The following is a 23,953-nucleotide window of genomic DNA, read 5'->3' as shown; positions in this document are numbered from 1 at the left end:
CACAGCTCGACTACCAGCGCCCGTGCACCTGCGGGCGGATCAGCTCGTCGTAGACGTCCCGTACGGCCCGCAGCGTGCTCTCCGGCAGCGGCGGGAGAGCCGCGGCGGCCGCGTTGGCCGCCGCCTGGGCCGGGTTGCGGGCGCCCGGGATGACGACGGACACGCCCGGCTGGTCGAGGATCCAGCGCAGCGCGAACTGCGCCGTCGTTGCCCCCTCCGGCACCAGCGGGGCCAGCCGGCGCACCGCCTCCAGCCCGGTCTCGAACCCGACACCCGAGAACGTCTCGCCCACGTCGAACGCCTCCCCGTGCCGGTTGAAGCTGCGGTGGTCGTCCGGCGCGAACGTGGTCTTCTCGTCGTAGCGGCCCGACAGCAGCCCGCTGGCCAGCGGGACCCGGGCGATGATCCCCACGCCCGCCTCCCGCGCCGCGGGCAGCACGCGCTCCAGCGGCTTGAGCCGGAACGCGTTCAGGATGATCTGCACGCTCGCCACGCCGGGACGGGCGATCGCGGTCAGCGCCTCCTCGCACGTCTCCACGCTCACCCCGTAGGCGGCGATCCGCTCCTCGGCCACCAGCGTGTCGAGCGCGTCGAACACCGCGTCGTCGGAGAACACCGCCGTCGGCGGGCAGTGCAACTGCACCAGGTCGATCGTGTCGACGCCCAGGTTGCGGCGGGAGCGGTCGTTCCAGGCGCGGAAGTTGTCCAGCACGTAGTTCGACGGCACCTGCTCCACCCGGCGGCCCATCTTGGTGGCCACGGTCAGCTCCGGGCGTCCCTGGGCGAAGCGGCCGACGATCCGCTCGCTGCGGCCGTCGCCGTACACGTCGGCCGTGTCGACGAACGTCACGCCCGCCTCCGTGGCGGCAGCCAGCGTCGCGAGCGCCTCGTCCTCGCTCACCTGACCCCAGTCGGCGCCGAGCTGCCAGGCGCCCAGCCCGACCACGCCGACCTGGCGGCCGGTGCGTCCCAATACGCGGTGTTCCATGGGGGTAACCCTGTCATATGACAGTCGAAGAGGAGTTACGACGCCACCCGGCGGTGGCCGACTGCGCCGTCGTCAGCGTCAGGACCGGCTCCGGAGGGCCGAAACTGATCGCGTACGTGGTGCCGGACGGCGAGGTCACCGGCGAGGAGCTGCGGGCCTACCTGGTGGAGCGGCTGCCGGGGCGGCGGCTGCCGCGGTTCGTCACGCTGGTGCGGGCGCTGCCGCGCACGGCCGACGGGCGGGTCGACCACCGCGCGCTGCCGTTGCCGGTGCGCGCCACGGCCACGCCCTCCGGAGGGAAGGGCGGCGACTGGCAGCCCTCGACCGGCGTCGCGATGGCCATCTCCGCCGCGGTCTCCGCGGTCGCCGCCTACCTGCTGACGGACGTGCTGTGGCCGTACTCCACGGACCTGTCGGCCGTGCCGCCGCCGTGGGCGGGCCTGTTCGCGGTGCTCTACCTGTTCGAGTGCGCGGCGTTCGGGCTCGGCGTGGCCTTCCTGCTGTCGGGGCGCACGCTGCTGGCGCGGCTGGACAGGCCGCCAGGGGTGAGCGCGGCGGCGCACCTGGCGATCACGTGGCTGCTGGCCGCCTGGTGGCCGCAGGACAACTTCTACCGGCTCGCCGCCAAGACCGACTGGCCCCTGCAGGCCGCGCTCGTGTACGGGTTCAACGTCACCCTGATGATCGCCGCGGCCGTGGTCGTCGCCTTCGTGGCCGCCCGACCTCGGTGAACGCGAGCGCCTCGGTGGCGGCCCGTACGGCGGCCTCGGCCCGGTCGAGGGCGTCCGCCGTGCGGGCGGCCAGGGCGACGCCCAGGTACGGCCACGGCTCCATCGCGGCCACCGGGATCGTCGGCAGGAACGTCACGCCGAGCCCCCGGCACTCCCGCGCGACCTCGTCCAGATGCCCGCGCAGCGCCGCCGGGGGCAGCCGCGCGCCCAGCGGCAGCCGGTCCAGCGCCCGGACCAGATGCCGCCCGCCGCGCAGCGCGTCGAGCCGGGCTCGCAGGGTGTGGGCGGCCGCCGGGCCGGTCAGGCGCAGGTTGATCTCCGTCGGAGCCAGGCGTCCCGCCGGGTCGGTCACGAAGTCGACGTCGTACCAGCCCCGGTAGCCGTGCTCCGCGAGCGCCCGGCCCACCGCCGTGCCGAACCGGGCGGCCGTGGTCGCCAGCTCTGCGGGCAGCACGCCGGGGCCGGTGGTGACGCCCTGGTAGCGGGGGCCCTCGACCCGCATCAAGCCGGTCCCCACCGGGTGGACCGCGCCGTGGTCGTCGACGACGGCGTCGAACGTCGGGTCGCGGTACGGCCCGGAGCCGGGCACGTACTCCTCCACCAGCACGCCGGCGCGGGCCCACCGCCGCCCGGCCCGGCGCGTGCCGCCGTCGAGGATCAGCGTGCCGGAGCCGCCGACGCCGTACTCGGTCTTCAGCACCAGCGGCACGCCCGAGGCCAGCTCCCGGCGCAGCTCCCGGCGGGAGCCGACCGGCCGCTGCGCCGGCACGACGATCCCCGGATGGTCCGGCGCCAGCGCGCGGAAGAGCTCGTGCGCGCCGCGCTTGGACTCGAACCGGGCGATCGCGGCCAGCACCCGGCCCGGCGTGGGGACGATCCGGGCGAACTGCTCGGTCCGGCCCCACGGCAGCACCGGCCCCGGCGACGACGCCAGCCGCCGCGCCAGCGCGGGCCGCCTCCCGATCGCCGCCGACACCGCGCCGTCCGGGGCGATGCCGTCGTGCACCTCGACCTCGCCCCAGCCGAGCTCGTCCGCCAGCCCGTCGATCCACGCCCGGTCCACCGGCACCGGCAGCACCACGGCCTCCGGCAGCGGCCCAGCGAACACCGCCATGCACGCGTAGTGGTCCGGCCCCGGCGGCGCGCCGTTGAACTCCGCCACGTTCCCCACGTGCACCGCCGGCCGCCCGCCGGTCCACGCCGCCACCCACGACGGCTCCGGCGCCGGCGGCCATGCCACCAGCCGCGCCACCAGCCGCGCCGGCCCGCACTCCACCGCGCCCATCGCCGTGTAGAACCCCACCGCGTGCGGGTCGGCCTCGATCACCAGCCGCGCGAACCCGGCCCGGCCCGCCTCCCGCAGCGCGTGCCCGTACAGCGCCCGGCCCACGCCGCCGCCGATCGCCGACGGCTCCACGAACAGCATGCCCAGCACCCCGTCCGGCGGCTCCCCGTCGACCGTGACGAACCCCAGCACCCGGCCGTCCCGCTCGGCCACCGTCACCCGGCGCGCCGCCACCTCCTCCGGCAGCAGCCGCAACTCCTCCCGGAACGTCTCCTCATACCCCCAGTACGCCTTCGACCGCACCGCCAGCTCGCTCAGCCACCCGGCCTCCTCCGCGCGCGCCGCCCTCAGCCGTAACGCCATGCCAGCATGCTGTCAGCCGGTCAACATGGGGAAAACCCGGATGCGGGGCGGAAGACGCCTCTAGTATCGCTGCGTGGGTGATCGAGCACACTTCGTGATCAAACGGCACGGCTCCTGGAGCCTGCGCTACTCCCCGTGGGCCGGCTACGACCTGGAGCTGGAGCTGCTGCCCGGCCCCGCCGCCGGCCTCGCCCACGCCGAACGCCAGCGGGCCGACACCACCTTCATGAACGAGATCCTGTGCACCGGGGCCGCGCTCGTCGACGTGGACGAGCAGCGGCTGCTGTGGTTCTCGCCGTGCCGCGCCGACCCGTCCTACCGGTGGGCGGCGCTGCGCGTGCTGGCCACCACCTGGGCGGGCTGGCGGGTCGAATGGGCCTACGACGGCCTGGCCGACCTGGTCCGCGCCGTCGGCGAGGACCCCGCCGGGGTGGCCGCGCCCCGGTCGATGCCGGTGCCGCCCGGCGTGCGCACGCCCGAGGAGCTCGCGGCCAGGATGCCGATGCTCTGGCTCGACCCCGCCGTCCACCCGCCCGGGAGCCCGCTGCCCGCCTCCCTGCCCACCTGGCCCGACACGCTTCGGCGGGCCGCGCCGGGCGAGCCCGTGTGCCTGGTCACCGTCGCCCGCGCCGGGACCGTGCGCGGCTACCCGGTCAGCCCGCCCGTCGACGCCGTCATCGGCCACGGGCCCGCCTCCCTCGACACGTACGCGGCCTGGGAGCCCGTCCCCGCGTGGCCGGACGCGCCGACGGCGGGGATCCACCTCGACGCCGACACGCGCACGGCGGGCGTGTGGACGACCCGTGACCTCGCCCAGGTCCTCCCCGACGCGCCGCGGCTGTGGCCCGGCTGGCGCTGGGAGCCCTGGCAGGACCGGCACGCCGAGCACCTGCGCCGCTGTGCCCCCGCCGTCACCTTCCCCGGGCCTTCGCTGCGGACCGGCCTGCTCACGCTCGCCGCCGCCTTCCACGAGCACCGCCACGGCGGCCCCGCCACCCGCGGGATCAGCGCCCTGCTCGGCCTCACCGCCTCCGTGATGCTGGACGAGCGCGCCGTCCTGCGCGCCATCGACGACCTGCGCGCCTGACCGGACTGTCGGGGGCCGCCGCTAGGGTCCCCGACATGTGGGAGGACCTGCTCAAGACCATCAAGACCGGTGACACGGCCGCCGGCTCCACCCGCTTCGCCCAGGAGGCGCGCAGGCTGCACCGGCTGCTCACGGGGGTGACGGCGGACCGCTCGTCAGGAGAGTGACACCAGGTCGCGGTAGTCGTCGTTCCACAGGTCCTCCTCCGCGTCCGGCAGCAGCAGGACGCGGTCCGGGCGCAGGGCGTCGACGGCCCCCTCGTCGTGGGTGACCATCACGATCGCCCCCGGGTACGAGCCCACCGCCGCCAGGACCTCGTCCCGGGACGCCGGGTCGAGGTTGTTGGTCGGCTCGTCCAGCAGCAGTACGTTCGCCCCGGAATGCACCAGGCCGGCCAGCGCCAGCCGGGTCTTCTCGCCGCCGCTCAGCACCCCGGCCGGCTTGCCGGCGTCGTCGCCCGAGAACAGGAACGCCCCCAGCACCCCCCGCGCCTCGCCGTCCGTCAGATGCGGGGCCGCCGCCGCCAGGTTCTCCCGTACGGTCCACGCCGGGTCGAGCGTGTCGTGCTCCTGGGCGAAGTAGCCCAGCCGCAGCCCGTGCCCGCGCACCACCCGGCCGCTGTCCGGCTCCTCCTCCCCGGCCAGCAGTCGCAGCAGCGTCGTCTTGCCCGCCCCGTTGAACCCCAGCACGACCAGGCGGCTGCCCCGGTCCACCGCCAGGTCCACGCCGTCCAGGACGCGGTGGCCGTCGTAGGACTTGGTCAGGCTGATCGCGCCGAGCGGCGTGCGGCCGCAGGGGGCCGGGTCGGGCAGCCGGATGCGCGCCACCCGGTCAGCCCGGCGGGCCGGCTCCAGGTCCGCCAGCATGCGGTCGGCGCGGCGGGCCATGCTCCTGGCCATTGTGGCGGTCGCCGAGCGGGCCTTCATCCGGTCCGCCTGGGCGTGCAGCGCGGCGGCCTTGCGTTCGGCGTTCGCCCGCTGCCGGGTGCGCCGCCGCTCGTCGCTCCCGCGCTGCGCCAGGTAGGCACGCCAGCCGGTGTTGTGCACGTCGATCGTGGCGCGGTGCGGGTCCAGGTGGAAGATCCGGTTGGCGACCGCCTCCAGCAGGCCGGTGTCGTGGCTGATCACCACCAGGCCGCCCCGGTGCCCCTGGAGGAAGCCGCGCAGCCAGGTGAGCGAGTCGGCGTCCAGGTGGTTGGTCGGCTCGTCCAGCAGCAGGACGCCGTCGTGGCCGGCGAACAGGATGCGGGCCAGCTCGGCGCGCCGCCGCTGGCCGCCGGACAGCGTCGCGAGCGGCTGGTCCATCAGCCGCGCGGGCAGCCCCAGCCCGGCGGCCACGCGCGCAGCCTCGGCCTCCGCCGCGTAGCCGCCGCCCGCCTGGAACGCCGCCTCGGCCCGCGCGTACTCCGCCATGGCCCGCTCCAGCGCGGCCTCGTCGCGGGCCCCGGCCATCGCGGCCTCGGCGGCCCGCAACCGCCGCACGGCCTCCCCGAGCCCCCGCGCCCCGAGAATCCGCCCCGCCACCGTCAGCGCCGACCCTTCGGGGGAGTGAAACGCGACGCCTCCGCCCTGCCCTGCGGGCGAGCCCGGGGTGGCGGACTCTCTCGGGTCCTCGGGGGAGTCCCAGGTCCCGTTCGGCGCCTTTCCGGCGGGGTGGGAGGTGGGGCGGGCGTCCTGGGAGAGGTAGGCGGTGGGGCCGGTGGCGGTGATGCTGCCCGCGGCCGGGCGGGCGTGACCGGCGAGCGCGGTCAGCAGGGTGGTCTTGCCCGCTCCGTTGCGGCCGACGAGGCCGATGCGGTCGCCGGGGGAGACGGTGAAGGACACGCCGGACAGCAGCAGGCGGGAACCCGCGCGCAGCTCGACGTCACGAACGGTGATCATGGAATGACGCTCCGAGAAAGCTGAGGACACACTTCTGGCGTGGAAGCGGGTCCTCAGCTAGGAAACTCGGGGCGTCGACATGGCACCAGGTTACGCGATGTTGCCGCACAGCCGCATATCGGGAGATGGTTGCCATGACGTCGGGCGATCAGATCGCTGACGGGAAGGGAAGCGCACATGACGGCGCCGGGCGAGCTGGAGCGGGCGGCGTACGCCGCGTGGGACCGCGAGGACTGGGACGGCGCGGTGCGGGGCCTGACCGAGCTGGTGGCGCTGGAGCCCGACGGCGAGCGGAGCCCGGCGTGGTGGTTCGACCTGGCGCTGGCGCACAAGTTCCGCAAGGACTGGGCGCACGCGTACGAGATCGGCAAGGAGGCGGCGGCCCGCTATCCGCGCGGCGAGCAGGAGCCGGCGTTCTGGAACCTCGGCATCGCCGCCACGATCATGCGTGACTGGGCGACCGCCAGGGACGCCTGGGCCGGCTACGGTCTGACGCTGCCGCCGGGCGAGGGGGAGATCGACGCCGATCTCGGTATGGCGTGCGTGCGGCTGGAGCCGGACGGCGAGCCGGAGGTGGTGTGGGTGCGGCGGGTGTGCCCGGCGCGGGCCAGGGTCGTCAGCGTGCCGCTGGCGGCCGACCGCAGGTTCGGCGAGATCGTGCTGCACGACGGCGCGCCCAGCGGCGAGCGGGTGGTGGAGGGGGTGCGCTATCCGGTGTTCGACGAGCTGATGCTGTGGGCGACGTCCGACCTGCCGACGCTGTCGGTCACCGTCACGGGGAGCGGCGCGGACGTGGTGGAGCTGGTGGAGCTGTTCGCGGCGGCCGGGCTGGGCGCCGAGCCGGCCGGGAACGTGCGGGTGCTGTGCGCCTGTTGCAGCGAGGGCAGTGTGGAGCAGGAGCGGCACGCCGCCGAGGGCGGAACCCAGCGGATGTGGCTGGCGGCGCCGCCGTCTCGGGCGGCCGAGCTGCTGGCCGGGTGGCGCGGGCGCGCCCCGGGACGCGACTGGACGGATCTGGGCGAGGCCCACACGTGATCACCGGGTTCACGGGCCGCGGTCGGCCTCCTGCGGCGCGACGGGCCCGTACAGCTCGCGCAGGCACTCGCGGGCGAGCTGCAGCTCCTCGTGCACCTCGACGACCAGCACCGGGACGGCCGCGCCGGGGGCGCTGACCGGGCCGTCGTCGGCCCGGTTGCCGCGCACCGGCGTCGCCACGCCGAGCAGCCCCAGCCTGCGGCAGACCGCCTCGCGCACCTCCGGCTGGTCCCAGCCGATCTCCCCGGTGAACACCAGCGCGTCCAGGCGGTCCAGCGACGTGGCCGCGGCGGCGATCTCCCTGCTGACCCGGTGGCAGAACACCTCCAGCGCGAGCCCGGCCGCCCGGTCGCCGTCCCGCTCGGCCGCCACCAGGTCGCGGGTGTCGCCGGAACGCCCGCCGGACAGCCCCAGCAGCCCCGACTCGCGTTCCAGGCCGCGGCGCAGCTCGTCCGGCGTGAGCCGGCCGTCCTCCAGCAGCCACAGCAGCATCCCGGGGTCGACCGCGCCGGACCGCTTGCTCATCGGCAGCCCGTCGAGCGGCGTGAAGCCCATCGAGGTGTCCAGGCTGCGCCCGCCCGACACCGCGCACACCGACGCCCCGCCGCCCAGGTGCGCCAGCACCAGGCCGAGGTCGGCGACCGGCCGGCCGAGCAGTTCGGCGGCGCGGCCCGACGCCCACGCGTACGACAGGCCGTGGAAGCCGTAGCGGCGCAGCCCGTAGCGCTCCCGCCAGGGCCGCGGCAGCGGGTAGACGGCGGCGGCGTCGGGCAGGGCGGCGTGGAAGGCGGTGTCGGGGCAGAGCACGTGCGGCACGGCGGGCAGCAGCTCGCGGGCCGCGTCCAGCAGCGCCAGCGCGGGCGGCAGGTGCAGCGGCGCCAGCCCGGTCAGCTCGCGCAGCCCGCGCGCCAGCTCGTCGTCGGCGACCACCGGGGCGCGCACCAGGTCGCCGCCGTGCACCAGCCGGTGCGCGACGGCCGCGACGTCGCGGTCCAGGTGGCGGCCGAGGAAGGCGGACAGCTCCTCGCGGGCGGCGTCCGGCTCCATGGCGCGCTCGGCGTGCGCGCTGTCGACGACGCTGCCGCCGTCGACCAGGTCGAGGCGGAGGCTGGACGACCCCGCGTTCACGGTCAGCACCGCCGCCGGGCCGCCGTCCCACACCTGCGCCGTCATGTCCCTCCCCGCCGATCGCCGTCCCCGTCGGCGCTACCCGTGAGGCATGGCGTGACACATGCCCTGGCCCGCCCTTTACGCTGCCGGGGGAGCACGTCGCCAGGAAGGGCCGCGAATGATCGAGTTCGGGTATGCCGGCACGCCGTTCGGACAGATCCACTACGCCTCGTGCGGGCGGGGCGAACCCGTCCTGCTGCTGCACCAGTCACCCCGGTCGTGGGACGAGTACCGCGAGGTGCTGCCGCTGCTCGGGCGCACGCGCCGGGCCGTCGCCATGGACACGCTCGGGTTCGGCGCCTCGGCGTCGCCGCCCGAGCACTCCGTCGAGGCGTACGCGGGCGGCGTGCTCGCCCTGATGGACGCGCTCGGCCTGGAGCGCGCCGCGATCGCCGGGCACCACACCGGTGGCGTGATCGCGATCGAGGCGGCGAGCCGGGCCCGGGAGCGGGTCACCGCGCTGGTGCTGTCGTCCACGCCGCTCGTCGACGCCGAGGGCAGGCGGGTGCGGCGCGAGAGGCCGCCGGTCGACCACGCCGAGGAGAGCGCCGACGGCTCGCACCTGACCGCGCTGTGGGCGGGCCGCGCCGGCTTCTACCCGCCGGAGCGGCCCGACCTGCTGGCCCGGTTCGTGCGTGACGCGCTGGCCGTCTGGCCCGACGTGGAGCTCGGGCACCGGGCGGTCGCCGCGTACCGGATGGAGGACCGGCTCGGGCTGATCCGCTGCCCGGTGCTGGTCGTCGGCGCGTCGGCCGACCCGTACGCCTTCCCGGAGCTGAAGGCGCTGGCGGGGCGGCTGCCCGGCGCGCGGACGGCGGTGATCGAGGGCGGCATGGTGCCGCTGGAGTTTCAGGCCGAGGCGTTCGCCAGGGTCATCCAGAATTTCCTGGACGAGTAGCTTGTCCCCGGCGGCGCCCGGGTAGTCGAGCGGCCATGGAGATCACCCTGCGCGTGAACGGAGACGAGCGCACGCTGCCCGTGGATCCCCGCACCTCGCTGCTCGACCTGCTGCGCGAACGGCTCGGGCTGACCGGCTCGAAGAAGGGCTGCGACCACGGCCAGTGCGGCGCCTGCACGGTGCTGCTGGACGGGCGGCGGGCCAACGCCTGCCTGCTCCTGGCCGTGGCCTGCGACGGGCAGGCCGTGACGACGGTCGAGGGGCTGGCCGGCGACGGCGCGCCGCACCCGCTCCAGGAGGCGTTCATCGCGCACGACGCCTTCCAGTGCGGCTACTGCACCCCCGGGCAGCTCTGCTCGGCCGCCGGGATGCTGGCCGAGCGCGGGCCCAGCGCCGTCACCGAGGACCTGACCGCCGAGCCCGAGCTGACCGCCGGGGAGATCCGCGAGCGGATGAGCGGCAACCTGTGCCGGTGCGGCGCCTACCAGGGCATCGTGGCCGCGATCGCGGAGGTGGCGCGGTGAAGGCGTTCGAGTACACGCGCGCCGCCGACCCGGCCGCCGCGGTGGCGGGTTTCCGGCCCGGCGACATGTACCTGGGCGGCGGCACGAACCTGGTGGACCTCATGCGGCTCGGCGTGGCCGAGCCCGAGCGCCTGGTCGACGTCAGCAGGCTGCCGCTGGACCGCGTCGAGGCGGCCGGCGACGGGCTGCGCGTCGGCGCGGCCGTGCGCAACAGCGACCTCGGCACGCACCCGCTGGTGCTGGCCCGCTACCCGATGCTCGCCAGGGCCGTGCTGTCGGGCGCGTCCGGGCAGATCCGCAACCTGGCGACCGTCGGCGGCAACCTGCTGCAGCGCACCCGCTGCCCGTACTTCCAGGACGTCTCCAAGCCGTGCAACAAGCGGCGGCCGGGCTCCGGCTGCCCGGCCATCCCCGGCGACCACTCCCACCTGGCCGTGCTCGGCCACTCGGAGGCGTGCGTGGCCACGCACCCGTCGGACATGGCGGTGGCGCTGGCCGCGCTCGACGCCCGCGTGCACGTGACCGGCCCGGCCGGCTCGCGCGTGCTGCCGATGCCCGGCCTGCACCGGCTGCCCGGCGACGAGCCCGAGCGAGACACCGTGCTGGAGCCCGGCGAGCTGATCACCGCCGTGGAGCTGCCGCCCCCGCCGCCCGGCCGCTCGGCCTACCTCAAGGTGCGCGAGCGCGCCTCGTTCGCGTTCGCGCTGGTGTCGGTCGCCGCCGCGCTCGACGTCGGCGCCGACGGCATCGTCACCGGCGTCCGGCTCGCGCTCGGCGGCGTCGCCCACGCGCCCTGGCGCGCCGCCCGCGCCGAGGCCGCGCTGCTCGGCGCCCCCGCCGGCGAGGAGTCCTACGCCCGCGCCGCCGAGGCCGAGCTCGACCAGGCCAGGCCGCTGCCGCGCAACGCCTACAAGGTGCCGATGGCCCGCAACGTGATCGTGCGCGCGCTGAAGGAGCTGACCCCGTGAACCGTGTCGAAGGCCGGGACAAGGTCACCGGCCGAGCCCTCTACGCCGCCGAGTACCCCGTGGACGGCGTCGCCCACGCCTACGCCGTCCAGTCCGGGATCGCCAAGGGCCGCGTCACCGCGATCGACGCCGAGGCGGCCCGCGCGATGCCCGGCGTGCTGGCCGTGCTGTCCAGCGACGACCCGCCGGACCTGGCCGGCGACGCCGACCCCGAGCTGCGCCTGTTCAGCAGCCGGGACGTCGCCTACCGGGGGCAGATCGTCGCCGCCGTCGTCGCCGACACCTACGAGAACGCCCGCGCCGCCGCCCGTGCCGTCCGCGTCACCTACGCGGCCGAGCCGCACGACGTGCTGCTGCGCGCCGACCACCCCGGCCTCTACCGGCCGGAGAAGGTCAACCCGGCCTTCCCCGCCGACACCGTGAAGGGCGACGTGACCGCCGGGCTCGACGGCGCCGCCGTCACCGTGGACGTCACCTACAGCACTCCGCCGCTGCACAACAACCCGATGGAGCCGCACGCCGCCCTGGCCGTCCTGGACGGCGACCGGCTGACCGTCTACGACTCCACCCAGGGCGCCGCCGCCGACCGCGACACCATCGCGCGCACGCTCGGCCTGCCGCCGGAACGCGTGCGCGTCGTGTCGCGGCACGTCGGCGGCGGCTTCGGGTCCAAGGGCACCACCCGGCCGCACGCGATACTCGCCGCGCTCGCCGCCCGCGCCACCGGCCGCCCGGTCAAGATCGCGCTCACCCGGCAGCAGCTCTTCGACGTCACCGGCTACCGCACGCCCACCATGCACCGGCTGCGCCTCGGCTGCGACGCGACCGGCCGGCTGACCGCGCTCGACCACGAGGTGCGCGTGCAGAGCTCGACGCTCGTCGAGTTCGCCGAGCAGGCCGCCGTGCCCGCCCGCACCATGTACGCCACGCCGGCGCTGCGCACCGCGCACCGGCTGGTCCGCCTGGACGTCGCCAGCCCCTCGTGGATGCGCGCCCCCGGCGAGTGCCCCGGCATGTACGCGCTGGAGTCGGCGATGGACGAGCTGGCCGTGGCCGCCGGGATCGACCCGATCGAGCTGCGCGTGATCAACGAGCCGGACGCCGAGCCGGAGGGCGGGCTGCCGTTCAGCTCCCGCAACCTGGTGGCCTGCCTGCGCGAGGGCGCCCGCCGGTTCGGCTGGGAGGGGCGCGACCCGGCGCCCGGGGTCCGGCGCGACGGCCGCTGGCTGGTCGGCACCGGCGTCGCCGCCTCCACCTACCCGGCCATGACCAGGCCCTCCCAGGCCACCGCCACCGCCGAGGACGGCGCCTTCGTGATCAGGCTCGCCGCCGCCGACATCGGCACCGGCGCCCGCACGGCGCTCACCGCCATCGCCGCCGGCGCCCTCGACGTGCCCGCCGGCCGGGTGCGGGTCGAGCTCGGCGACAGCGACCTGCCCGCCGCGCCGCTCGCCGGCGGCTCGATGGGCCTGGCCTCGTGGGGCTCGGCCGTCGTACGGGCCTGCGAGGAGCTGCTGCGCGACGGGAAGCACGGCGCCGCCGACACCGCCGGGGAGGCGGGGAGGGGCGGCGACTACGCCAGGCACGCGTTCGGAGCGCAGTTCGCCGAGGTGCGCGTCGACCCGGACACCGGCGAGGTGCGGGTGCCGAGGCTGCTCGGCGTGTTCGCCGCCGGCCGCGTCATCGACCCCGACCTGGCCCGCTCCCAGTTCGTCGGCGGCATGACGATGGGGCTGGGCATGGCGCTCATGGAGGAGAGCGTCACCGACGCGGAGTTCGGCGGGTTCGGCAACCACGACCTGGCCCAGTATCACGTCCCGGCGTGCGCCGACGTGCCGGACGTGCGCGCGTACTGGATCGACGAGGACGACCCGCACCTCAACCCGATGGGCGCCAAGGGCATCGGCGAGATCGGCATCGTCGGCACGGCCGCCGCCATCGGCAACGCGGTCCACCACGCCACCGGCGTCCGGGTCCGTGACCTGCCGATCACCCCGGCCAAGCTGCTGGCGGGGTTTTGACCCGCTTCCTCAAGGAAGAGGAGATCCCCGGCAGGCGCGAGGTCAGGGAGGGCGGGTATGGAACAGGTGCCGGAGCAGGACAGGGAGACCCGGCAGGAGCGGGCCGACCGTAATTTCGTCGAGCTGCTGCAGGGCGCCCGCGTGGCGGTCACCGGGGTGCAGGTGCTGTTCGCGTTCCTGTTGACGGTGCCGTTCTCGCAGGGGTTCGTCCGGCTGAGCGCGTTCGACCGGTGGCTGTTCTACGTGGCGCTGGTCAGCGCGGCGATCGCGTCGATCTGCTACATCGCGCCCGCCAACCAGCACCGGGTGCTGTTCCGGCAGGGCATGAAGGAGCGGCTGGTGCGGCGCTCCAACTTCTACGGGATCGCCGGGGCGCTGGCGCTGGCCATGTCGATGACGGCGGCGACGATGCTGGTCGTGGACTTCCTGTTCGACTCGGCGCTCGCCTGGGGCACGGCGGGGGTCGTCGCGGCGCTGGCGGCGTGGGCGTGGTTCGCCCAGCCGGCCATCGACCGGCACAACTCCAACGGGGACGACGGCGGGTCTCAGCGCCGCTCCCGGCCCGGCGCGGGGGAGTGATCGGGCGGCAGCGCGGTGCCGTCGTCGTCCTCGGGGGCTCGGCGGCGGTGGGCCGCCCTGGCGATCACGTACGCGGCCACCGACACCGTGATCACCTGGGACACGCCGACGATCAGCAGCGGCCCGGCGAGCCACAGGGTGGGCTCGCGCAGCCACATCGCCAGCAGCACCAGCAGCACGCTCAGCACCTGCGGCTTGGTGCCGGCGTGCATGCGGTCGAGGGTGTTGCGGAAGCGCATCAGCCCGGCCCCCGCCGACAGTGCCAGCACCGCCCCGGTGAGCAGGCACGCGGCCGCCGCCACGTCCAGCACGCTCACCGCGACCGGCCGGGGAAGAAGCGGGCGATCGACACCGACCCGACGAACCCGAGCAGCGACAGCACCAGCAGGATCGGGACGTCCGAGTAGTCGTCCGTGACCGCCGCGAACGCGCCCAGCCCGCACATCGCCAGCGACGTCAGCACGTCCAGCGACACCGCCCGGTCCAGCATCGACGGCCCGCGCGCCACCCGGTAGAGCGCCGCAGCGGCCCCGCAGGCGAGCAGCGCCAGCGTCACCACATAAACCGCAGTCATCCCAGCTCCTCCCGGTCGGCCGAGGTGCCGAACGCCCGGACGATGCGCGACTCCAGCCCGGCCACCTCCGCCCGGCCGATCTCGTCCAGGTCCCCGCGCCGCCCCAGCAGGTGCAGCACCAGCTCGCGCCGCTCCGGCAGGTACTCCAGCACCAGGCTCCCCGGCACGGTCGACACCGCCACCATCACCATCATGATCATCGACTCGGACGAGGTGCGCAGCGGCGCCCGGACCACGCCCGTCGGCGGCGGCCCCGGATGCAGCACCCAGAACACCACCCGCACCGTCGAGGTCACCAGGTCCAGCCCGAACCACGCCGCGAACCGCACGAAAGCGACCGGCCACAGCCGGATGCCCGGGTCGAGCACCGGCAGCGGCAGCAGCCACACCACCAGAGCCCCCGCCACCACCCCGCCCGCCAGCGTGAGCGGCGACACGCTGCCCCACAGCATCACCCAGACCAGCGTCAGCCACGCCACCAGCGGCACCGGCACCGGCCTGCCGAACACCCTCGGCGTGAGCAGCCTCGACGTCACTCGCCCCTCCCCAGCACGGCGGAGACGTACGGCCCCCGGGACATGAGCTCGGCGGCGGCCCGGTCGGTCAGCGCCGACAGCGGCCCGGCGAGCAGCGTGTACGACAGCCCGAGCACCACCAGCGCCGCCGTGGACCCGACGAGCGTCAGCGGCATCGTGGTCGTGGTCACCACCGGGTCCTCGCCGGTGGACTCGTCGCTCTCCACCACCGTCCCGGTGACCGACGGCTCCGGCGCCCGCCAGAACGCCTTGCCCCACACCTTGGCCACCGCGTACAGGGTGAGCAGGCTCGTCGTCAGGCTGCCCGCGACCAGCAGCAGCGCCAGCGGGCTGCCGTCGGCGAGCCCGGCCTGGATGAGCGCCAGCTTGCCCTGGAAGCCCGACATGGGCGGGATGCCCGACAGGTTCAGCGCCGGGATCAGATACAGCAGCGCGATCAGCGGCGTGGCCGTCATCAGCCCGCCCAGCCGCTCCACCCGCGTGGTGCCGGCCCGCCGCTCGATCAGCCCCGCCACCAGGAACAGCCCGGTCGTGACCGTGATGTGGTGCACCACGTAGAAGATCGCCCCGCTGAGCCCCTGCACGGTCGACAGCGCCACCCCGAACACCATGTAGCCGATGTGGCTGACCAGCGTGAAGGAGAACACCCGCTTGATGTCGGTCTGCGCGACCGCGCCCAGCACCCCCACCAGCATCGTCGCCAGGGCCACCCACATCAGCAGCGTCGCCACCGGCCCGCCGGGGAACAGCAGCGCCTCCAGCCGGATGATCGCGTACACGCCGACCTTGGTGAGCAGCCCGGCGAACACCGCGGTCGCCGGGGCGGGCGCCGTCGGATAGGAGTCCGGCAGCCACGCCGACAGCGGGAAGATCGCCGCCTTGATCGCGAACGCGAGCAGCAGCGTCAGCTCGATCAGCAGCTTCACGTGCGTGTCCAGCGGCCCGAACCGCTCGGCGAGCTGCGCGAACGACAGCGTCCCCGTCGCCGCGTACGTGACGGCCAGCGCGATGAGGAACAGCATCGACGAGGCCAGCCCCATCACCGTGTACGTGGCCCCCGCTCGGATGCGCGACTGGGTGCCGCCGAACGTCAGCAGCACGTACGAGCCGCTCAGCAGCATCTCGAACGCCACGAACAGGTTGAACAGGTCACCCGACAGGAACGCGTCCGCCACCCCCGCCACCATCACCAGGAACGCCGGATTGAAGATCGCCATGGGCGCGTCGTGCTCCTGGTCGGCGTACGCGCCGCCCACCGCGTACACCATCACGCACAGCGTCACCAGCGTCGAGACCACCAGCATCAGCGTCGACAGCCGGTCGGCCACCAGGCAGATGCCCAGCGGCGACTCCCAGCCGCCCAGCTCGGTGACCACCGGCCCGTGAGCGTCCACCTCCACGAGCAGCACCAGCGACACCACGGCCGTGATCGTCAGCGTCACGATGCTGATGAGCGACTGCAGATGGCGCAGCCGCGCGCCGATCGCCAGCTTCACACCGGCCGCCAGCAGCGGCAGCAGCACCGGCACCGCGACGAGGCTCTCCATCAGTCGTCGCCCTCCAGCTCCGGGTCCAGCGCCAGCGCCTGCCGCGCCCGCTCCTGCCGGATGGCGTGCCGCATCAGCCGCAGCGCCTCGCGCCGCCGCAGCCGCAGCCGCCGCCGGGCCTCCTTCTCCGTGGGCCGCTGCACCCGCTCCTCGGCCAGCAGCCGCCGGTACTCCTCCTGCCTGCGCCGCACCGCCTCGCTCAGCTCGCCCGCCCGCGCGCGCAGCCGCACCCGCCGGTCCTCGGTGTCGTCCTGCACCTCGTCGCTGCCGGTGAGCTGCCACGACCGGTGCACCATCGCCAGCAGGAACGCGGTCACGCCCAGCGTGATGACGATCGCGGTCAGCACCATCGCCTGCGGGAGCGGGTCGGCCATCTCCTCCTGCGGGAACCGGCCCAGGATCGGCGGGCTGCCCGGGCTGCCGCTGGAGGTGACGATGAGCAGGTTCACCCCGTTGCCCAGCATCACCACGCCGGCCAGCAGCCGGACCAGGCTCCGCTCCAGCATCAGCGTCACCCCGGTGGCGATCAGCACCCCGGAGGCGGCGAACGGCAGCAGCGGGATCGTCACGAGGCGTTCTCCTTCTCGATCTGACGGTCGAGCTCGGCGCCCAGCGCGCGCAGCACGTCCTGCACCATCCCGATCACGGTCACGTACACGCCGAGGTCGAACAGCAGGTTCGTGGACAGGTGCAGGGTGCCGAGCAGCGGCACCGTCACGTCGGCGGCCAGCATCGTCAGCGCCGCGCCGCTCGACAGCAGCCCTGCCAGCGCGGTGCCGGTCGACAGCGTCAGCCCCGCGCCCAGCAGCACGCCCGCGTGCACCGGCACCGCCGCCGCCAGCTCGTACCGGCCGCCCGCCAGGTAGCGCACGGTGATCGCCAGCCCGGCCACGATGCCGCCCGCGAACCCGCCGCCCACCAGGCTGTGCCCGACGAGCAGCAGGTAGACCGACAGCACCAGCACCGTGTGGAACGTCAGCCGCGCCGCCACCTCGAACGCCAGCGCCCGCTCCCCCCGGGGCAGCGCCGAGCTCAGCCAGTGCGGCCGCCCCGGCGGCCGGGCCGTGCCGCCCTCGTCCCGCTCGATCGTGTACGAGGTGCGCCGCAGGAACACCAGGCTCGTGACGCCCAGCGTGAGCACGACGAGCACGGTGCTCTCGCCCAGCGTGTCCCAGGCGCGGATGTCCAGCAGCAGCGCGCTGACGATGTTGTGCGCCCCGGCCCGCTCGGCCGCCCCCGCCATCAGCCCGCCGACGGGCTCGGCCTGCCGCGCCTCCATCGCCAGCATCCCCGCGCCCGCCGTCACCGTCCCCACCACCAGCCCGATCGCCAGCCGGAACGGGAAGCGCAGCCGCGCCTGGACCGGCTCGATCGGCAGCCGCCGCAGCACCAGCGCGAACACCACCAGGCTCAGCGTCTCGGCCAGGAACTGCGTCAGCGCCAGGTCAGGAGAGCCGTGCGCCAGGAACAGCAGCGCCGTCCCGTACCCGGTCAGCCCGGTCACCACCGCGAGCAGCACGTACGCGCGCGCGGCCAGCGCCAGCGCGGCCGCCGCGACCATCAGCACCACGACGAACGGCTGCTCCGGCTGCTGCCAGGCGACGATCCGCAGATCCAGGTCCGGCGGCGTCACGTACAGGAAGGAGAACAGGCCGAGCGCCGCCACCGACGCCAGCGTGATCAGCAGGTAGTCCGGCACCGAGCCGCGCTGGACGATGCCGGTCGTCTGGATCGCGAACAGGTCCAGCCGCCGCATCACCGTCCAGAACAGCGTGGCCGAGTCGGCGAACTGCAACGCCGCGCCGATCCGCGCCACCGGCCGCCGCGCCCAGAACAGCAGCCCGCCCACGGCGAAGATCAGCAGCGACAGCAGCAGCGGCACCACCGCGCCCGTCCACAGCGCCAGATGCGTGCCGTGCCCCGCGTCACGGAAGGAGCCCGTGTAGCCCGACACGGCCGCGTCGTACACGCCCGCCAGCGGCGCCAGCGCCAGCCCCAGCGCCGACAGCAGCGCCGCCGGCGCGAACATCGCCGCCGGCGTGCGATGCGCCCGCGACGGCCGCAGCCCCCGCTTCGTGCCGAACGCCCCCCACAGGAACCGCAGCGTGTACGCGACGGTCAGCGCCGAGCCGGCCACCACCCCCGCCAGCGCCAGCGTGTCGAAGGTCTCCCACGTCAGCAGCGACTCCAGCGCCGCCTCCTTCGCCACGAACCCCACCAGCGGCGGCACCCCCGCCATCGACGCGCCCGCCAGCACCGCCGCCGCGCACAGCCACGGCGCCGACCGCCACAGCCCGCTCAGCCGGTTCAGGTCCCGCGTGCCCGCCGCGTGGTCCACCGCGCCCACCACCAGGAACAGCGCCGCCTTGAACAGCGCGTGCGCCAGCAGCATCGCCACCCCGGCCAGCGCCGCGTCCCGGGTGCCCATCCCGAACAGGATCGTCAGGAAGCCGAGCTGGCTCACCGTCCCGTACGCGAGCAGCCGCTTCAGATCCGTCTCCCGCAGCGCCCGCCAGCCGCCCAGCACCATCGTCAGCACGCCCAGCGGCACCGCCACCGCCCGCCACACCGGCACGTCCCCGAACGCGGGCGCCAGCCTGGCCAGCAGGTAGACGCCCGCCTTGACCATCGCCGCCGCGTGCAGATACGCCGAGACCGGCGTCGGCGCCGCCATCGCCGCCGGCAGCCACGTGCTGAACGGGAAGATCGCCGACTTCGCCAGCGCCCCCGCCAGCACCAGGACCAGGCCCGCCGCCACCGGCCCGCCCCGCGGCGGGTCCGCCACGATCGCCGAGAGCCGGTACGTGCCCGCCGCCTGCCCGATCACCACGAACCCGGCCAGCATCGCCAGCCCGCCCAGCGTCGTCAGCGTCAGCGCTTTCATCGCCGCCCGCCTGCTCGCCCGGCTCTCCGGGTCGTAGCCGATCAGCAGCCACGAGAAGACCGTCGTCAGCTCCCAGAACACGTACAGCAGGAACAGGTCGTCGGCCATGACCAGCCCCAGCATCGCCCCCGCGAACGCCAGCATGAACCCGCCGAACCTGGACAGCCCCGCCTCGCCCGCCGGGAAGTAGCGCGAGCTGTAGACCATGACCAGCAGCCCCACCCCCGTCACCAGCGCCATCATCAGCAGGCCCGGCTCGTCGGCGCGGAACGACAGCGACAGCCCCAGCGCCGGCGCCCACGACGAGCTCGACACCTCCGGCACCCCCGAGGCCAGCACCCACAGCGAATAGCAGAAGCCGGCCGCCGGAGCCAGCGCGAGCAGCGGGAACGCGTCCCTCCCCAGCAGCCGGGTCAGCCAAGGAGCGCAGAGGGCGGCTGCCGCGTGCAGGATGAGCAGCGACTCCATGGTCTCCTCGGGACAGGCGTGGGCACTTCCCCCAATCTCCCGCCTGCCGGACCCGGCACGGAGCAGGCGCGACCCGGGTTGACCGGAACCTCACCAGCCCATGAACATGCCGCCCACAGCCACGGGTATCGGGAGGGGCACGACAACAGGGGGAGAAGCGCCATGTCCGAGCAGAACCGCCCCGTCGAGGGCGAGCACAAGTACGAGCAGGAGATCGGCTCCACCGGCGAGCACGAGGAACGGCCCGGCCGCAGCCTCATCACCACCGACCACGACGTGATCCGCAAGTGGGCCGACGAGCGCGGCGCCCGCCCCGCCACCGTCCCCGGCACCGAGCACGACGGGCGGGCCGGGGTGCTCCGGTTCGACTTCCCCGGCTACGGCGGCGACGACCTGGAGGAGATCTCCTGGGACGACTGGTTCCGCACCTTCGACGAGCGCGGGCTCAACTTCATCTACCAGGAGCACAAGAAGGACGGCAAGCAGAGCAACTTCTTCCGGCTGGAGAACCCCGGCCGCGAGGACGCCTGACCGCTGCGCCTGGCCGCTGCCCTCAGCCCGCTGCGCCTGGCCGACGCGCCTCAGCCCGCGTCGGTGACCCGGCGGCCCACCTCGTCCGCCAGCCGGCGCAGCGCGTCCTCCAGCATGGCCTGCACCTCGTCGGCCCGGTCACGCGAGGTCTTCTCGCCCGGCTCGTCCATGAGCGAGATGTGCACGGTCACCTCACTGGCGCCGCTCTGCCCGTCGGCCACCTGCAGCCAGCCGGCGTAACCAGGGTGGTCCCGGCCGCCCCACTCCACCCGCAGCTGGTCCGGCGAGGCGCTGAACAGGCCCTCGTGCCTGCCCTCGCCGGGCACCACCTCGCCGCCCGCCTCCAGCGTGTTCGGCCCGCTGTCGCGCACCCACAGGCCGTGCGGCAGCCACCGGTTCACCATCGAGACGTCCGACGCGATCCCGTACACCAGCGTGCTGTCCGCCGGCATCCCCCGCGTGGCCTCGTACTCCGCCATGACCGACCCCCGTTCCCCATCCCGTGCCCGACCGCCTGCCCGCCCGCCCCCACCCCAAACCGCCCGCCCACCGGCCCGACCTACCCGGCACGCTCCGTACGGGCAGCGTCCGGCCAGGGTCCGGGCGGGGTGCGCGGCACGAGCGGCGGCGCGCCGCACGGGTGCGGGCAGGGAGGCGGGACACTCGGGCGGCGGCGCGGGAGGTGGGGGCGGCGTGGCACAGTGAGGCCATGCCCGACCCCCTTCCCCCGATCGCGCCGGGCCGCGCCGAGGTGCGCGAGCTGCTGCGCCGCGCCGCACGGCTGCTCGGCGAGGCCGGCGCGCTGCGGCAGGAGCACGACGCCGCCCGCCAAGCCGTGCACGCCGCCCTGTCGGTGCTGCGCGGGCGCCAGGCCAGGACGGGGCTCGGCGCCATCCCGATCAGCAGGCTCAGGGACGCGACCGGCGGCCGGCTGCGGCTCGGCGCCCTGGAGTCCGCCGGTTACGCCACGGTCCTCGACGTGCTGGACGCGACCCCGTACGAGCTCCAGCGCGTCCCCGGCATCGGCCCCCGCACGCAGGCGCAGGCGCACGCCGCCGCCCGCGAGATCGCCCGCGCGGCGGAGGCGGCCGAGACCGTCCACATCGACGTCGAGCGGCAGGACCCCGAGACCACCGCGCTGCTCACGGCCCTCCACCGGCTCGTCGCCGCCGGCCCCGACCTCCCCCGCGCCCGCCGCACCGCCGACGCCCTCACCGGCATCCCCACCGGTACCCCCATCGGGCCCTCCAACGCCACCACCGGCACCGGCCCGGCCGACGCTGCGGGGCCCGCCCCCTCCACCGTCGGCCCTGGGGGGTTCGTCGGTCCTGGGAGGCCCGCCGGTCCCGGGGTCGCGGCCGGCGGCACCGGCGCCTCCTCTGGTGTCGCCGGAGGGCTGGGGGAGCTGGTCTCGGTGGCGCGGCCGGCCGCGAGCTGGTGGCGGGGATTGGTCGCGGGCGGGCGGCGGCGGGCGGCGGCCACGGAGGCCGTGCGGAGGATCGGCGGGCTGCTGGAGGGCGAGACCGAGACGCGGCTGCTGATCAACCAGGCCACCGCCGACCTGCTCCGCCCCGCGCTCGGCGGCATGGAGGCGTGGATCGACTACGAGCTGCGCGCCGCCGAGTATCACAACCTGCTGGCCGAGCTCGCCGCCGTGGAGCCGCGCGACCGCGCCGCCGCCGAGGGGTTCCTGCCCGACGACCTGTCGGCGCGCGTGCGCGGGCAGGAGCTCGACGACACCCTGCTGCGCGTCTCGCTCCGCGGCTACCAGGCGTTCGGCGCCCGGTTCGCGCTCGCGCAGCGGCGGGTCGTCCTGGGCGACGAGATGGGGCTCGGCAAGACCGTCCAGGCCATCGCGGCGCTCGCGCACCTGGCCGCCCGGGGGGAGACGCGCTTCCTCGTCGTCTGCCCGGCGAGCGTCCTGGTCAACTGGGTGCGCGAGGTGGAGACGCGCAGCACGTTGCGCGCCTACCGGCTGCACGGCGGCGAGCGCGCCCTGGCCGAGGCGGAGTGGGCCGAGCGCGGCGGCGTCGCGGTGACGACGTTCGAGGGGCTGCGGCGGCTCGACGGCGAGCGGGCCGGGGGTGGGCCGCCGGTCGGCATGCTCGTGGTCGACGAGGCCCACTACGTGAAGAACCCGGAGGCGCGGCGCTCGCTGGCCGTCGCCGCCTGGTGCGCCCGCGTGGAGCGGGTGCTGTTCGTCACGGGGACGCCCATGGAGAACCGGGTGGAGGAGTTCCGGACGCTCGTCGGCTATCTGCAGCCGGGCGCGCTGGCCGGGCTGAGGGAGAGCGACGCGGTGGCGGGCGCGCGGGCGTTCAGGCGCGCGGTCGCCCCCGTCTATCTGCGGCGCAACCAGGAGGACGTGCTCACCGAGCTGCCCGACCTGGTCCACGTGGACGAGTGGGAGGAGTTCAGCGCCGCCGACGCCGCCGCCTACCGGGAGGCCGTCGAGGCGGGCAGGTTCATGGCCATGCGCCGCGCCGCCTACGCGGTGCCGGAGAAGTCGGCCAAGCTCGAACGGCTGCGCGAGCTCGTCGGCGAGGCCGCCAGCGGCGGGCACAAGGTCGTCGTCTTCTCCTACTTCCGCGACGTGCTCGCCGCCGTGGAGGGGGAGCTCGGCGGCTGCTTCGGGCCGATCTCCGGCAGCGTCCCGGCCGAGCGCCGCCAGGAGATCGTCGACGCGTTCGCGGCGGCGCCCGGCCACGCGGTGCTGCTCAGCCAGATCCAGGCCGGCGGCGTCGGCCTCAACCTCCAGGCCGCCTCCGTGGTGATCCTCTGCGAGCCGCAGATCAAGCCCACGCTGGAGAGCCAGGCCGTGGCCCGCGCCCACCGGATGGGCCAGGCCCGCCGCGTGCAGGCCCACCGCCTGCTGTCGCCCGACAGCGTGGACGAGCGCATGCTGCGGCTGCTGCACGCCAAGACGGCGCTCTTCGACGCCTATGCCCGCCGCAGCGAGCTGGCCGAGTCGACGCCCGAGGCGCTCGACGTGTCGGAGCGCGAGCTGGCCCGCCGCATCGTCGAGGAGGAGCAGCTCCGCCTGGCCACCGGCGGCCCGGCGGCTACGGACGCAGGCCCGTGAACAGGTCCTCCTCGTGCGACGGCGCGCTGACGCGGCTGAACACCCGGGTGAACGCCTCGTGCGAGAACGCCTGCTGCTGCGCCTCCTGAGGCATCTTCAGCAGGAAGATGTTCTCGCCCTGGCTCTCGTGCGAGCGCAGCGCCTTGAGCTTGCGCTCGGTGAACGCGGTGACGTCGACGACGGTCGTCACCAGCTCGTCGGGGGTGCCGAAGTCGTCGGACGGCTCGAAGTCGGTCTCCACGCCGCTGTCGCGCATCAGCTCGAACATGCGCTGGATCGCCGCGCGGGGGATGGCCGTGTGGTAGAGCTTGGCCGGGATGCCGGTCTTCTCGGCCGCCGCCATCGTGACGCGGTGCGTCTGCACGTGGTCGGGGTGGAAGTAGCCGCTGCCGCCGGTCTCGTCGTAGGTGACCACGACCTGCGGCCGGTAGCGCTCCATCAGCTCGCCCAGCCGGGCCGCCGCCACGTCGACCGCGACGTTGGCGAACGCCTCGGGGTGCTCGTTGGTCTCCCAGCCCTGCATGCCGGAGTCGCGGTAGCCGAGCAGCTCCAGGTGCTCCACCCCGAGGTGCTCGACCGACTCGCGCAGCTCGGCCAGGCGGCGCTCGGCGACCTCGTCGGCGTCGTGGCCGGGGTCGCCGGGCTTGACGCCGCCGGGGCCGTCGCCCTGCTCGCCGTTGGTGCAGGTCACCAGCACCGTGCGGATGCCCTCCTCGCCGTAGCGGGCCAGGACGCCGCCGGTGCTGAGGCATTCGTCGTCGGGGTGGGCGTGCACGACCATGAGGGTGAGCTGCTGATCCAT

The 23,953-nt window shown here is 75.0% G+C and carries 23 protein-coding genes; 11 read left to right on the top strand and 12 right to left on the bottom strand.

All coding sequences use genetic code 11. The features are described 5' to 3' along the window. Positions 1 to 10: 10 nt before the first annotated feature. Positions 11 to 988 (bottom strand): aldo/keto reductase, encoded by a 978-nt coding sequence (locus AB0G11_RS24925; protein ID WP_357588512.1) that lies wholly within the window; start codon positions 986 to 988, stop codon positions 11 to 13. 17 nt (positions 989 to 1,005) lie between these two features. On the opposite strand from AB0G11_RS24925, the gene AB0G11_RS24920 reads away from it, so the two are divergent. Further along, positions 1,006 to 1,719, top strand: a complete 714-nt coding sequence (locus AB0G11_RS24920; protein ID WP_219510059.1) for a hypothetical protein — start codon at positions 1,006 to 1,008, stop codon at positions 1,717 to 1,719. Here the strand turns inward: AB0G11_RS24920 and AB0G11_RS24915 are convergent. Continuing rightward, positions 1,661 to 3,367 carry a GNAT family N-acetyltransferase gene (locus AB0G11_RS24915; protein ID WP_357588510.1) on the bottom strand — a complete coding sequence of 569 codons (1,707 nt, stop codon included), beginning with the start codon at positions 3,365 to 3,367 and terminating at the stop codon, positions 1,661 to 1,663. The genes AB0G11_RS24920 and AB0G11_RS24915 overlap by 59 nt on opposite strands. A gap of 73 nt (positions 3,368 to 3,440) precedes the next feature. Here AB0G11_RS24915 and AB0G11_RS24910 point away from each other — a divergent pair, with 73 nt between their 5' ends. Then, positions 3,441 to 4,454 (top strand): hypothetical protein, encoded by a 1,014-nt coding sequence (locus AB0G11_RS24910; RefSeq protein ID WP_357588508.1) that lies wholly within the window; start codon positions 3,441 to 3,443, stop codon positions 4,452 to 4,454. 35 nt (positions 4,455 to 4,489) lie between these two features. Next, the gene (locus tag AB0G11_RS24905; RefSeq protein ID WP_357588506.1) at positions 4,490 to 4,621 is read left to right on the top strand and encodes a hypothetical protein; all 132 of its coding nucleotides are present in this window, start codon (positions 4,490 to 4,492) and stop codon (positions 4,619 to 4,621) included. Here AB0G11_RS24905 and AB0G11_RS24900 read toward each other — a convergent pair. Continuing rightward, positions 4,610 to 6,334: an ABC-F family ATP-binding cassette domain-containing protein gene (locus AB0G11_RS24900; protein ID WP_357588504.1), complete on the bottom strand. Its 1,725-nt coding sequence runs from the start codon at positions 6,332 to 6,334 to the stop codon at positions 4,610 to 4,612. The genes AB0G11_RS24905 and AB0G11_RS24900 overlap by 12 nt on opposite strands. 177 nt (positions 6,335 to 6,511) lie before the next feature. On the opposite strand from AB0G11_RS24900, the gene AB0G11_RS24895 reads away from it, so the two are divergent. Further along, positions 6,512 to 7,369, top strand: a complete 858-nt coding sequence (locus AB0G11_RS24895) for a hypothetical protein (RefSeq protein WP_357588502.1) — start codon at positions 6,512 to 6,514, stop codon at positions 7,367 to 7,369. Between the two features lie 9 nt (positions 7,370 to 7,378). On the opposite strand, the gene AB0G11_RS24890 is transcribed toward AB0G11_RS24895, so the two are convergent. Continuing rightward, positions 7,379 to 8,542, bottom strand: a complete 1,164-nt coding sequence (locus AB0G11_RS24890) for an acetate/propionate family kinase (protein WP_357588500.1) — start codon at positions 8,540 to 8,542, stop codon at positions 7,379 to 7,381. A 115-nt stretch (positions 8,543 to 8,657) separates the two neighbouring features. Here AB0G11_RS24890 and AB0G11_RS24885 point away from each other — a divergent pair, with 115 nt between their 5' ends. Genes AB0G11_RS24885 through AB0G11_RS24865 form a run of 5 tightly spaced genes read left to right on the top strand, consistent with a single transcriptional unit; the run spans position 8,658 to position 13,529 of the window. Continuing rightward, on the top strand, positions 8,658 to 9,437 hold the full coding sequence (locus AB0G11_RS24885) for an alpha/beta hydrolase (RefSeq protein WP_357588498.1): 780 nt from the start codon (positions 8,658 to 8,660) through the stop codon (positions 9,435 to 9,437). 35 nt (positions 9,438 to 9,472) lie between these two features. Then, complete coding sequence (locus AB0G11_RS24880) at positions 9,473 to 9,961, top strand: 2Fe-2S iron-sulfur cluster-binding protein (protein WP_219510051.1); 489 nt, start codon at positions 9,473 to 9,475, stop codon at positions 9,959 to 9,961. Beyond that, a complete protein-coding gene (locus AB0G11_RS24875; RefSeq protein WP_357588496.1) occupies positions 9,958 to 10,929 on the top strand; it encodes a xanthine dehydrogenase family protein subunit M in 972 nt (323 codons plus the stop codon). Before AB0G11_RS24880 ends, AB0G11_RS24875 begins: the two co-directional genes overlap by 4 nt. Continuing rightward, positions 10,926 to 12,950 (top strand): xanthine dehydrogenase family protein molybdopterin-binding subunit, encoded by a 2,025-nt coding sequence (locus AB0G11_RS24870; RefSeq protein ID WP_357588494.1) that lies wholly within the window; start codon positions 10,926 to 10,928, stop codon positions 12,948 to 12,950. Before AB0G11_RS24875 ends, AB0G11_RS24870 begins: the two co-directional genes overlap by 4 nt. Positions 12,951 to 13,007: 57 nt before the next feature. Continuing rightward, positions 13,008 to 13,529 (top strand): DUF6328 family protein, encoded by a 522-nt coding sequence (locus AB0G11_RS24865; protein ID WP_219510048.1) that lies wholly within the window; start codon positions 13,008 to 13,010, stop codon positions 13,527 to 13,529. Here the strand turns inward: AB0G11_RS24865 and AB0G11_RS24860 are convergent. From AB0G11_RS24860 to AB0G11_RS24835, 6 genes are read right to left on the bottom strand one after another with little or no spacing between them, the layout of a single operon-like run. Continuing rightward, positions 13,496 to 13,846 carry a monovalent cation/H(+) antiporter subunit G gene (locus AB0G11_RS24860; RefSeq protein WP_219510047.1) on the bottom strand — a complete coding sequence of 117 codons (351 nt, stop codon included), beginning with the start codon at positions 13,844 to 13,846 and terminating at the stop codon, positions 13,496 to 13,498. The two genes, AB0G11_RS24865 and AB0G11_RS24860, sit on opposite strands and share 34 nt — an antisense overlap. Then, complete coding sequence (locus AB0G11_RS24855; RefSeq protein ID WP_219510046.1) at positions 13,843 to 14,103, bottom strand: monovalent cation/H+ antiporter complex subunit F; 261 nt, start codon at positions 14,101 to 14,103, stop codon at positions 13,843 to 13,845. The genes AB0G11_RS24860 and AB0G11_RS24855 overlap by 4 nt, the downstream gene beginning before the upstream one ends. After that, complete coding sequence (locus tag AB0G11_RS24850; RefSeq protein ID WP_357588492.1) at positions 14,100 to 14,639, bottom strand: Na+/H+ antiporter subunit E; 540 nt, start codon at positions 14,637 to 14,639, stop codon at positions 14,100 to 14,102. The genes AB0G11_RS24855 and AB0G11_RS24850 overlap by 4 nt, the downstream gene beginning before the upstream one ends. Then, on the bottom strand, positions 14,636 to 16,186 hold the full coding sequence (locus AB0G11_RS24845) for a Na+/H+ antiporter subunit D (RefSeq protein ID WP_357588490.1): 1,551 nt from the start codon (positions 16,184 to 16,186) through the stop codon (positions 14,636 to 14,638). The genes AB0G11_RS24850 and AB0G11_RS24845 overlap by 4 nt, the downstream gene beginning before the upstream one ends. After that, positions 16,186 to 16,755, bottom strand: coding sequence for a Na(+)/H(+) antiporter subunit C (locus AB0G11_RS24840; protein WP_357588488.1), 570 nt, complete (start codon positions 16,753 to 16,755; stop codon positions 16,186 to 16,188). Before AB0G11_RS24840 ends, AB0G11_RS24845 begins: the two co-directional genes overlap by 1 nt. After that, positions 16,752 to 19,538, bottom strand: a complete 2,787-nt coding sequence (locus AB0G11_RS24835) for a Na+/H+ antiporter subunit A (RefSeq protein WP_357588486.1) — start codon at positions 19,536 to 19,538, stop codon at positions 16,752 to 16,754. The genes AB0G11_RS24840 and AB0G11_RS24835 overlap by 4 nt, the downstream gene beginning before the upstream one ends. A 162-nt stretch (positions 19,539 to 19,700) precedes the next feature. On the opposite strand from AB0G11_RS24835, the gene AB0G11_RS24830 reads away from it, so the two are divergent. After that, positions 19,701 to 20,069, top strand: coding sequence for a hypothetical protein (locus AB0G11_RS24830; RefSeq protein ID WP_219510041.1), 369 nt, complete (start codon positions 19,701 to 19,703; stop codon positions 20,067 to 20,069). Positions 20,070 to 20,119: 50 nt separating this feature from the next. On the opposite strand, the gene AB0G11_RS24825 is transcribed toward AB0G11_RS24830, so the two are convergent. Next, positions 20,120 to 20,548, bottom strand: coding sequence for a hypothetical protein (locus AB0G11_RS24825; RefSeq protein ID WP_219510040.1), 429 nt, complete (start codon positions 20,546 to 20,548; stop codon positions 20,120 to 20,122). A gap of 230 nt (positions 20,549 to 20,778) precedes the next feature. Here AB0G11_RS24825 and AB0G11_RS24820 point away from each other — a divergent pair, with 230 nt between their 5' ends. Continuing rightward, a complete protein-coding gene (locus tag AB0G11_RS24820; RefSeq protein WP_357588484.1) occupies positions 20,779 to 23,151 on the top strand; it encodes a DEAD/DEAH box helicase in 2,373 nt (790 codons plus the stop codon). Here the strand turns inward: AB0G11_RS24820 and AB0G11_RS24815 are convergent. Next, positions 23,132 to 23,953, bottom strand: coding sequence for a PIG-L family deacetylase (locus AB0G11_RS24815; RefSeq protein ID WP_219510039.1), 822 nt, complete (start codon positions 23,951 to 23,953; stop codon positions 23,132 to 23,134). The genes AB0G11_RS24820 and AB0G11_RS24815 overlap by 20 nt on opposite strands.

Origin of the sequence: Nonomuraea sp. NPDC023979, assembly GCF_040639085.1 — a bacterium.
Taxonomy (GTDB): domain Bacteria; phylum Actinomycetota; class Actinomycetes; order Streptosporangiales; family Streptosporangiaceae; genus Nonomuraea; species Nonomuraea ceibae.
Note: the sequence above shows the minus strand (reverse complement) of the source record. Positions and strands in the feature narration are given on the sequence as shown.